The organism is Collinsella sp. LCP21S3_D3 (assembly GCF_052118305.1).
GTDB lineage: Bacteria > Actinomycetota > Coriobacteriia > Coriobacteriales > Coriobacteriaceae > Collinsella.
In genome coordinates this window covers 1-10,767 of sequence record NZ_JBQKHK010000028.1, presented here as the reverse complement: position 1 = coordinate 10,767, position 10,767 = coordinate 1, and the positions used below count along the sequence as shown (strand labels likewise).

General features: G+C 57.4%; 9 protein-coding genes. 3 read left to right on the top strand and 6 right to left on the bottom strand.

The features are described from left to right. Nucleotides 1–218: 218 nt before the first annotated feature. Nucleotides 219–1,667: a 23S rRNA (uracil(1939)-C(5))-methyltransferase RlmD gene (rlmD, locus tag ACTQ1S_RS08835; protein ID WP_441547524.1), complete on the top strand. Its 1,449-nt coding sequence runs from the start codon at nucleotides 219–221 to the stop codon at nucleotides 1,665–1,667. A 63-nt stretch (nucleotides 1,668–1,730) separates the two neighbouring features. Here the strand turns inward: rlmD and ACTQ1S_RS08830 are convergent, their stop codons facing one another. The 5 genes from ACTQ1S_RS08830 to tilS all read right to left on the bottom strand — a co-directional run bounded on the left by ACTQ1S_RS08830 (nucleotide 1,731) and on the right by tilS (nucleotide 8,473). Further along, nucleotides 1,731–2,552 (bottom strand): phosphatase, encoded by an 822-nt coding sequence (locus ACTQ1S_RS08830; RefSeq protein ID WP_154517764.1) that lies wholly within the window; start codon nucleotides 2,550–2,552, stop codon nucleotides 1,731–1,733. A gap of 165 nt (nucleotides 2,553–2,717) precedes the next feature. Beyond that, complete coding sequence (locus tag ACTQ1S_RS08825) at nucleotides 2,718–3,902, bottom strand: pyridoxal phosphate-dependent aminotransferase (protein ID WP_441547523.1); 1,185 nt, start codon at nucleotides 3,900–3,902, stop codon at nucleotides 2,718–2,720. 186 nt (nucleotides 3,903–4,088) lie between these two features. After that, nucleotides 4,089–6,236 (bottom strand): ATP-dependent zinc metalloprotease FtsH, encoded by a 2,148-nt coding sequence (ftsH, locus tag ACTQ1S_RS08820; RefSeq protein WP_441049310.1) that lies wholly within the window; start codon nucleotides 6,234–6,236, stop codon nucleotides 4,089–4,091. Nucleotide 6,237: 1 nt separating this feature from the next. Then, nucleotides 6,238–6,786, bottom strand: coding sequence for a hypoxanthine phosphoribosyltransferase (gene hpt / locus ACTQ1S_RS08815; RefSeq protein ID WP_154517754.1), 549 nt, complete (start codon nucleotides 6,784–6,786; stop codon nucleotides 6,238–6,240). A gap of 148 nt (nucleotides 6,787–6,934) precedes the next feature. Next, a complete protein-coding gene (tilS, locus tag ACTQ1S_RS08810; RefSeq protein ID WP_441547522.1) occupies nucleotides 6,935–8,473 on the bottom strand; it encodes a tRNA lysidine(34) synthetase TilS in 1,539 nt (512 codons plus the stop codon). Between the two features lie 48 nt (nucleotides 8,474–8,521). Here tilS and ACTQ1S_RS08805 point away from each other — a divergent pair, with 48 nt between their 5' ends. Beyond that, entirely contained in the window at nucleotides 8,522–9,331 is an 810-nt protein-coding gene (locus ACTQ1S_RS08805) for an MBL fold metallo-hydrolase (protein ID WP_441547521.1), read from the top strand. 101 nt (nucleotides 9,332–9,432) lie between these two features. Here the strand turns inward: ACTQ1S_RS08805 and ACTQ1S_RS08800 are convergent, their stop codons facing one another. Continuing rightward, nucleotides 9,433–9,864 (bottom strand): Hsp20 family protein, encoded by a 432-nt coding sequence (locus ACTQ1S_RS08800; RefSeq protein ID WP_441547520.1) that lies wholly within the window; start codon nucleotides 9,862–9,864, stop codon nucleotides 9,433–9,435. Nucleotides 9,865–10,138: 274 nt separating this feature from the next. Here ACTQ1S_RS08800 and ACTQ1S_RS08795 point away from each other — a divergent pair, with 274 nt between their 5' ends. Next, nucleotides 10,139–10,609 (top strand): hypothetical protein, encoded by a 471-nt coding sequence (locus tag ACTQ1S_RS08795; protein WP_154517745.1) that lies wholly within the window; start codon nucleotides 10,139–10,141, stop codon nucleotides 10,607–10,609. Nucleotides 10,610–10,767: the final 158 nt, after the last annotated feature.

Below are 10,767 nucleotides of genomic sequence, written 5' to 3'. Positions count from 1 at the left end.
TAAGTTTCCTGCTCTACAGTCCTGCTCACGACGGAGGCCACATTAAGTGGCCTCCTGTTCGTGCGGAACTCGCGATAAACTTAACCCCCACACCCCTCACGCGGCGGGCAACCGTCGTTGGGCTTATCACTGACACGATTAAACCGCTTGCATACCGTCTGCTTGCTTGGCACGGTACAATACTTGCAGCTTTAATTCATGAATTAGTGGAGTTATTGATGGCAGAATCTCGTGCGGAGCGTAAGGCTCGTCGTGCTTTGATCGAGGCGGCTGAGGGGTCGGAAGAGAAAAAATCTTCTAAGAAATCCAAGTCGTCTCAGGACACGAAGGGTAAGTCGGCCAAGGGCAAGGCTAAGGCCAAGCGCCCCAGCTTTCGTCGGGGCGAGGATAAGGCGCCTCAAGCTCGTTCCAAGCGCTCGCATAATGAGTCGTCCCGATCCGCTCATAAGGCCGTTGATCCCAAGTCGCCCTGTTCCATCATGAAAGCTTGCGGTGGATGCACGGCGCTCAACAGGCCTTATAAGAAGCAGCTGGCGACCAAGCAGGCTGCTATGGATGAACTTTTTGCTGCTCTTTGCGAGCGTGAGGGCATAACCGTCGATCCCATTCGCGGTATGGACGTTACTCTGGGCGACCCGGGCAAATATCCTGCGCCGCGTGGTTTTCGCCATAAGGCCGCCACTCCCTTTGCCCCCGGCAAAGGGGGCGCTGTCCGCTGCGGCTTTTTTGAGCGCGGCACGCACAGAATCGTCGCTGTTCCCGAATGCCCCGTCGAGGCACCGGGAGCCCGTCAGATTCTTAACGGCATTGCGCGTGAGGCCGAGCGCCTGCACATTCCCGCCTTTAACGAGGACAAGCATCTGGGCCTGCTTCGCTATGCCGTCGTTCGCTGCGGCTGGCGCACCGACCAGATCATGATCACCCTCGTTACCGCCCAGCGCGACCTGCCGCATGCGCAGGAATTCTTTGAGGCCATCGCCGCACTCGATCCGCGTATCGTCACCGTCGCCCAAAACATCAACGGACGCCCTGGCAACGCCATTCTGGGTGAGGAAACCCACATCGTGTATGGCGCTGAATGCATGCGCGACCAGCTACTCGGCTGCGAGTTCGATATCTCCCCCACCGCGTTCTACCAGACCAACCCGCAGCAGACCGAGCTGCTCTACCAGCTCGCTATCGACGGCATGGATCTGCACCAGGGCGATGTTCTCATGGATGCCTACTGCGGCAGCGGCACCATCGGTCTTTGCGCAGCTAAAGAAGCTCAGAACAAGGGCATCGGTATCATGTTACTTGGCGTGGAGCGCAACCCGGCGGGCATTGCCGACGCACGCCGCAACGCCGAGCTCAACGGTCTTACCCGCAGCGCCTGGTTTATGGCCGACGATGCCACCGACTACATCCTAGATGCCGCCGACAACAACGAGCGCATCGACGTCCTTTCCATCGATCCGCCGCGTGCCGGCTCTACCCCCGAGTTCCTCGAAGCCGCCTGCGCGCTTAGACCTCGCCGCATCACCTATATCAGCTGCAACCCTGTGACCCAAGAGCGTGACCTGCACCAGCTCCTCGACGGTGGCTATCGCCTGCTCAAGATCACGCCCGTCGACATGTTCCCCCATACCGACCACACCGAAACTGTAGCGGTCCTCGAGCGCCGCTAATCCACCGGCACAAGAGGGGGGCGACCCGTCTGGGCCGCCCCCTTACTTGGTTTATGAACTCCGCTACATCCTCTTGCGCAGGTCACACACGCCGGCTGCCGCCATCTCGCGCAGTAGCGTCTCGCGGTCGCGCGTCACGATCAAATCCAGCGGAAAGTGAATCTCGTCGAGCATCTTGCGCGCTTGGTCGAGCTTACCAATTGCCATACCAATGTGCGCATCGGTCGAGACGCCAATCCCCACGCCCAGCTCGGCGCACCGCTCGGCAATCTTGCGGCACACGTCCCAATGCTCGGCATCAGCGCCATGCTCAAGACTGTGATTGTTGATCTCGATGATCTTATGCTTAGCCTTAGCAGCAAGCAACACCTCGTCGATATCGAACGGCACGCCCGATCGACCCGTATGCCCCAGCATAAACACCTTGGGGTGCTCCAGAGCATTGATATACATCTCGGTCGTCTGGGCCAGCGTCGCGCCTTCAGCGAACTGCGGATTATGCACGCTTGCAACCAAATAATCCAAATTACGCGTAACCCGATCGAATAGCGAATGCTGACGGCTGTACGAATCGCCGGCAATATCGAGCGTGACAGGAGTGTCCTCGCCAAACAGGCTTCCGTCCAGCGAAACGATATCGGCCTCGGCGCCACGCAGCACCAACACGCCGCTCCAAATGCGCGGCCATATATCCTGGTTGATAAAGAACTGGTAACTGCGCAGGTCATTGGGGCAAGCCGTAACCATAGAGCTCAGATGGTCGGCAGATCCAAGCACCTGCAGGCCACGCTCTGCCGCCCAGTACACATTCTCCTCAATGGTCGAATATGCATGCGCAGAGAACATCGTATGGGTATGAATGTCACAGGAAAGCAGGTAGGGCATCAGGTCTCCTTATCCGGTATGGCCGTCGCGTATATTCATTGTACGCATAGCCTTCGATAGTCGTAAAACCGCTCCATCCCAAAGACACAACGTCCATGACAACGGGGTCCGGTTTAACACCAAACCCCGTTTCACGTAAAACATTGTAGGCAGAGCGCTCTGCTTTTAACGATACTCGTCCGCCAACTGTTTCCAAGCTGGTAGCGAATTGATAATCGTTTCGTAACTCACGCAATAACCCAAGCGGAACCAACCCGGCATGCCAAAGCTATCCGAAGGCACCGCGAGCAACTCGTACTTCTTTGCACGCTCGCAAAAAGCGTTTGCGTCGGGCTCGAGCGCCTTCACCCACAGATAGAAAGCGCCGTCCGGCTCAACGTAGGTGTAGCCGTACTCCGCCAATGCGTCGGTGAGCGCCGTTCGGTTGCGAGCATAGGCTTCGACATCACTCGGCTCATCGATGCAGTCGATAATCACGCGCTGGAAGAGCGCCGGTGCGCACACAAAACCCAGTGTACGGGCGGCACCGGCGACGGCCGGCATAAGGCGAGCAGCCTGAGGATTGGTGTTGGGAACCAAAATCCAACCCACACGCTCACCCGGCAGCGACAGCGACTTGGAATACGAATAGCACACGACGGTGTTATCGTAGATTGAGGGTACCCAGGGCACCTCGGCACCGTACACGATCTCGCGGTACGGCTCATCCGAGATGAGCATAATCGGATTCTCGGGATCACGCTTGGCATTGACCTCGCGCAGAACATTGGCCAGTCGCGTCAGCGTGTCGCGCGTATATACGGCACCGGTCGGGTTGTTGGGGGAGTCGATAATGACGGCCGCCGTCTTATCAGTAATCGCCTTGAGCACGTTGCCCACACTCAGCTGGAGCGTGTCTTCATCGGCGGGTGCCTCGACACACGTACAGCCGGCCTTCTCAATCCACACGCGATACTCCGGAAAGTACGGGGCGATAACAATGACCTCGTCACCGGGATTGGTAACAGCGTTGAGCGTGCAGGTGAGCGAAGCCGCCGCACCCACGGTCATAAAGACATCTTTACCCTCATAGCTCGTGCCAAAACGACGGTTGAGCGACTCGGCCACAGCGACACGACATTGCGGCAGGCCTGGTGCGGGCGTGTATCCGTGCAGTTGGTCGCTCGGCAGCTCCAAGGCCTTTTTGATGGACTCCGCCACGGCAGCGGGCGCCGGAACACTCGGGTTGCCCAGCGAAAAATCGAATACGTTCTCCGCACCGATCTGTGCCTTGCGTTCAAGTCCATAGCTAAAGATCTCGCGGATGATAGAGCTTTCCGCGCCGCGAGCAAACATGGTTTCGTTGATCATCTGTTCCCCTTTCGCATAGGCGGTATTGTACGCTTTAGTCAAGCAAAGTACCGCAGCAATGTTAATTGGGGACAGACTTAAATGCGTGAAAACGCTCATTTAAGTCTGTCCCCAATCAACAGATGGCCCCATATCGCTCAAAAAAAGCCTCCGCAGGTTTCCCCGCGGAGGCTCTCGCGACAAAGACTACTCGTCGGCCTCGGTGTCGCCATCGGCCTTTTTTGTGTCAGCAGCCTCGACATCGTCAGCGCTATCGGATGCGACTTCGGCATCTTCCTGCATAGCCGCCTGCGCAAAAGCTGCGGCATCAGCTGCCAGCTCCTCCTCGCTCATACGAGGCGTGCGCTTTTTGGTCGGCACGCCGCCCGCCTTGGCATTGCGCTCCTCCTTGGCTGCCAGAATGTCGCCCTCGCGCTCAAGGTAGGCATCCCAGTCGTTGTCGAGCAGGGCGTTCACGGCGTCGCCTTCGACGGTCTCGCGCTCAAGCAGCACCTTCGCCATCAGATCGAGCTGATCGCGACGGGCATCCAAAATCTCAACAGCACGGCGATGGGCCTCACGCATGATGCGCTGAACCTCGATATCGATGCGGCGCGCCGTCTCCTCGGAGTAATCCTGGTGATCGGCATAATCGCGACCAAGAAACACCTGATGCTGTGCCTCGCCAAACACTTGCGTGCCCAGCTCCTCGCTCATGCCCAAACGCGTAACCATCTCGCGCGCCATCTTGGTCGCGCGCTCCAGATCGTTGCTCGCGCCCGATGTAATGTCATCGCACATGAGCTCCTCGGCAACGCGACCGCCCAAGAACACGGCAAGCTCGTCGAGCATCTCGTTCTTGGTCTTGAGGAAGTGATCCTCCTGCGGAAGCTGCAGCGTATAGCCCAGAGCCTGACCGCGGCTGACAATCGAAATCTTGTGAACCGGATCGGAGTGCTCCAGGATGTGACCCACCAGAGCATGACCGCTCTCGTGGTAGGCAATCGTGGTGCGCTCGGCTTCGGTCATCACGCGCCCCTTGCGCTGCGGTCCTGCAATCACGCGCTCCATCGATTCTTCGACCTCGTCCATCGAGATCACGGAGCGATGACGGCGAGCGGCAAGCAGCGCGGACTCGTTGAGCAGGTTTGCCAGATCGGCACCGGTAAAGCCAACGGTCATCTGGGCGAGCTTCTCAAACTTAACGTCCTCATCCATTGGCTTGTTCTCGGCATGCACGCGCAAGATCTGCTCGCGCCCCTTCACATCCGGGCGGTCGACCGTAACCTGGCGGTCAAAACGACCGGGGCGCAGCAATGCCGGATCCAGAATATCGGGGCGGTTGGTCGCGGCGATCAGGATGACCGATTCGCTTTCCTCAAAACCGTCCATTTCGACCAGCAGCTGGTTGAGCGTCTGCTCGCGCTCGTCGTGACCGCCACCCAGGCCGGCTCCGCGCTGACGTCCCACGGCATCGATCTCGTCAATGAAGATGATCGACGGAGCCTGAGACTTGGCCTCCTTAAAGAGGTCGCGCACGCGGCTGGCGCCGACGCCCACGAACATCTCGACAAAGTCAGAGCCCGAGATGCTAAAGAACGGGACACCGGCCTCTCCGGCAACGGCCTTGGCCAGTAACGTCTTACCGGTGCCCGGAGGGCCCACCAGCAAAACGCCGCGCGGGATCTTGGCACCCAGCTTGCGATAACGGTCCGGATCGCTCAAGAAATCGCGAATCTCTTCGAGCTCCTCAACAGCCTCGTCCACGCCGGCAACGTCTTCGAACTTGACCTTGGGACGCGTAGCCTCGTTGGTCTTGGCGTTGGTCTTGCCAAACTGCATGTTCCTATTATTGGCGCCCATCATCTGGCGCATAAAGTAGAACATGATGGCGATCAGGGCAATCGTCGGCAGTACGCTCATCGCCAAGTCGCCCCAAAAATCGGGGTCGTTGGTGTTGACGATGTACTTAGTGTCGGGATGCTCCGCCATGAGCTCGGCAAGCGAATCGGAGCCGACATAGGTCGAGGAAAAGCTCTTGAGCTCACTCGTGTCGCCCTTGTCCTTTTTCGCCTTCCAGTAATGACCCGTCACGCTTCCGTCCTGAACCGTATAGGTCAGATCTTCGACGCGATCCTGCTTGATAGCGCTCACCATCTCGCTCGTCGCGAGCTTAACGGTATTGCTGGAGCTGGCAAAGCCGGAGCCCATATTAAAGAAGGCGTAGCCCAGAAGTGCGCAAGCCAAAAGAAAATACAGCCAGCCCGTACGTGTGGGTTTCTTGCCTCCGGGCATCCCCGGAATCTTAGGGTCCCGGGGTGTCTGGGAATTGTAGTCGTTACGGTCGTCGGGCATCTTACGAATAAACCTCCGGTTTCAAAATGCCCAGATACGGAAGGTTACGATAGCGCTCGGCATAGTCGAGGCCGTAGCCCACCACAAAGGCATCGGGGCAATGGGTTCCAACATACTTGGGCGTAATGGCCGAGATGCGGTCCTCAACGTCCTTCCACAGGAAGGCGGCGACCTCCAGAGAAGCGGGCTTGCGGCTCTCGAGGTTCTTCATCAGATACTTGAGCGTCAGGCCCGAGTCCAGAATGTCTTCAACGATCAGCACGTCACGACCGCGGATATCGATATCAAGGTCTTTAATAATACGCACGATGCCCGAGGACTTCACACCGTCGCCATAGCTCGAAACGGCCATGAAATCGATATTGGTCGGCAGCTCGATCTTGCGCATCAGGTCGCCCATAAAGACCACGGCGCCGCGCAAGACCGCAATCAGCACCAGATCCTTACCCGCGTAGTCGCGCGTAATCTCCTCGCCCAGGCGAGAGACGATACCGTCGATATCCTCCTGCGTAAACAGAACCTTCTCGATATCCGGATGTTGAGAAGCCATGACAACCCTTTCTTGTGCTTAATCGCCCACACACCGCCGTATGGACGCGAACTACACATTCTAGCAGCGCACGGGGTATATTTTCCAGCCCGTGCACCATCAGCGCGGGAATACCGTCAACGCCGCACAGAAAAACTGGTGCGAGGGGCTAATCCGCGTCAACCACGCGAAGCAGATAGGCCACACGCGTCGCCGCCGTGCACTTAAAGCGTTCGTCCGCGCGAACTCCGGCAACCCACACCACGACACCCCCCGGTGCCGTCCTTACCACGGGCACGCCGGTGCGCTCGGAAACGGGAATACGAGCCTCGCACAACAAGTCGGATACCTTCTTGCTTCGGCCACTCATGCCTAACGGGCACATCACGTCTCCCGGTGCGGGACCGTCCACCCACAGGCGCGCCAATCGCCCCTCGGCAGGAACCTCGCCGCGCGAGCCCGCCAAGATCCGCTCGCTATCGCTGTTGGCAAAACCCAGGGCAGCCGCGTCCACCAAAGCTGCCACTTCCCCAGCAGCCGCAAGCTCACGGGCGCGGCGCACGATATCGCATCCCGGCTCAACGGCTATCGCTTCTGTGACCAGCATACGTCCCCCGCCCAACGACATACGGCCGGGTATGCTAATCCAGTCCGCAACCAAGCCCTCACGAGCCGCCGGCGCCTTAAACGCCAGCATGCCAAACTCAACACGTGCGTCAATCCCCGCCGGAAGCGTAACCGAACCCGCACCCTCGGCAACACAGGAGAGGACTCGCTCCACATGGCGCATCTCTGGGCGAGCGTCCGGATCGATGCGTTTAATCGCCAGTCGCACGATGCGCCGCGCGATTACCACCTCGGCCGCAGCAAGGCGTCTGGCATCGAGCACCAGCGCGCCCGCTGCCTCTTTGCGCAGGCAGCTTCGAAACGCCTGTGCCGACAACTGGGATAGAAACGCATCCTCATCACCCAAGATCTCACAGGCGGCACCAATCGTTTTACACACGCTCGCATTACGCTGCGCCAGCACTGGCATTACCCGGTGGCGAACGTAGTTTCGCAGATACGAGATATCTTCGTTGGTCTCGTCCTCGCGCCACGGCTGACCATGCACCTGCAGATAGCCCACAAGCTCGCCATGAGTTAGGTCGAGCAAGGGGCGTACCACAATATTCCTTCGGCGGGGAATGCTCGAGAGCCCAGCAGGGCCCGACCCCTTAATGGCGTTCATCAAAAATGTTTCCGCGCGGTCTGAAGAGGTATGGGCAGTACAGATGCGCGCCGCCGTTCTCGGCGTCCCCATCTTGGCACAAAGCTCGCGAACATACCTTCGCGCCGCGGCATAACGCACCTCGCGCGCAGCCGCCTCGATATTGCCCGACTCCCCATCAAAATAGGCGTGCTCCACGCACAGCGGCAAGCCATATTGTGCGCAGAGCTCGCGCACAAAGGCCTCGTCGCCGTCGGACGCCTTGCCTCGCAGGTGATGGTTTACATGAAGCACATGTAGGCGCTCGCGAGCAATGGGGGCAACGCCGCGTCCATCTTGGATATCCAGCTTTGATGTGCACGCCATAAGAAGCAGTGCCGTCGAGTCCGCACCGCCTGATACCATGAGCACCACAGGAGCAGCCTGCTGCCTCGTCCGGGTCTCATCGACTGCCCCGGGTACGGCATGGTGTCCGTAATGCTGTGATACCGTTGGCATTCGCTTCCTCCTCTATTCGTCAGCACTCATTGTATCCTTTGGAATCTTATGTCTCGCCTGCACCTTCATATCCTCGGCAGCGGCTCTAAAGGCAACTGCGCACTCATCGAGGGCCCGCAGGGGCTCATTATGGTCGATGACGGACTGTCCCGCCGCGAAACGCTCAAACGCATGGCTGAGATCGGCCTTTCGGCAGACGACGTGTCCGCCCTTGTTGTCACCCATGAGCACAGCGACCACATTAAGGGGCTTGAGGTGTGGTGTAAACATTGGAACGGACCGGTCTTTTCCAGCAGGGGCACGCTCGCATCAAAGGAAAGCCTCGCACATCTGTCTGTTGAGGAATTCGACCCAGGTGACGCCCTCTCTATTGCCGGGGTCCACATTCAAACGTATTCGACATCGCACGACGTCGTCAATCCTGTCGGCTACCGTTTTGATGCCCAGGGTGATTCGGTTGGCTTTGCCACCGACACCGGCGAGTTGTCGAAGCATGCCATCGATACGCTCAGGGACTGTCGCATTCTCGCGCTCGAAAGCAACCACGATGTAGCCATGCTGCGTCAAGGAGACTATCCTCGCTTTCTTCAGGAGCGCATCCTGTCTGCAAAAGGGCATCTCTCCAACGATCAGGCCGCCGATGCCGCACGCGCACTGGTAACCGATCGCACCGAGCAGCTTATCGCGATGCACATTAGCCAAGACAACAATCGCCCAAGCCTTACCGTCAAAAGCTACGCAAGCTCACTTGGGGCGACACTCGACAACGAGCTTGGTAGCACCGCCACCCGCGTTGAGGGGCCACATAAACTCACAATACGTCCCGCCGGGCAATATCGGCCCATGACCATTCAGTAGGCTGTCTCAAATATTCAGTAGGCTGTCTCAAATAGAAAAGGGGGCCGGGAATCGCTTCCCAGCCCCCTTAGCTCAGGCACCGATGTTAATGGCCGATAACGTTAGTCGATGAAAATCTTCGTAACGTTCTTCTTTTCGACAATCTTAGGAACCATAACGGTAAGGATGCCGTCAGCATACTTTGCAGAAAGTCCCTCGCTCGAAGCATCCTTCAGGTACACACCGCGCGTCGCGCTGTAAGAGCAAAACTCCTTCTGCAGGTAGTTCTTGTCCTTGTTCTCTTCGCTCTCCTCAACATTCACGCTAATGGAAAGACGACCCTCATTGAGCTCAACGTCGATGTCGTCCTTCGCGACGCCGGTCAAATAAGCCTTGACCTCGTAACCGTCGCCCTTGTCCTCAACATCAACGGGAAACGCCTTGGAGGCGATCGAGTTGTTTGCCAGATCGGTCATATCATCAAACAGATCGAACAACGAGCTAGCAGAGGGACGAACACCAAAAACCGAACGATAAGGAACCATGCTTGCCATGACTACCACTCCTTTAAGGAACTGCCGAGCCATCTTCTAGGTGGCAGGGACTTCTTTTGACGCTTTAATATATGCCCATCCATTTCTTATATATACATTTTGATATAAAGTTTTTTGAGTCTCTATCTATAAGCATATCTAAGTCTGTATGACTAAGGTTTAATGAGATCAAGCTTCTTTGAACCGTGCCTTAAATACCAAATGTGCCCTAGCTAAACAAAGCTGGGGCTTACAATGAGCGTATACACAATATTAATGACAACCTAAGGGTATCATGGACGATCAAGCCTCCGACAATTCGTATGATCAGATGCAGAACGATAAATCAACCTATCCGCAGACCATACGCTACCATCGTCCCCATATTTCCCAAGAGCCTATTGACGATACAGAGCCTGAATATGTAACTCGCAATCGTTATCAAACCCTTGAAGAATCTCAATCAGGTCGCAAACATATGGGCGTCGCACCGAGCGAATCGGCGTATCTCAAAGATGCCCCCTTATCCAAAAACAGCGCATGCAACCAGGAGCAGGCCCAAACACCCGCTAAGCAACAACGAAGAGAGCCTCGCCCTAAGCAGACCCTAACGCATTCTGCCCGCTATTTAGAGACGCCGAAGCAAGGAAAATCGATATTTATATCGTCTAGCAGACGACGCAAACAGCACCGGCTCCAAATCGCGCTCTTGATCATTGCCATCGCGGCAATCGCGCTGGTCATTCGTTTTATTTTCTTCAAATAGAAAAGACAATTAAGCCGTAGGGGCTTTAAGTTTACAACGCCCAAACGAAAAAGGGGGAGGCCGCGAGGCCTCCCCCTTCTCAGTCCAAGCGCACGGCTCGGTGCCGTCCACCGGTCAGCGGCGCCCTGGCCTCCCACGGGCTGGCCCCGCAGTACTCT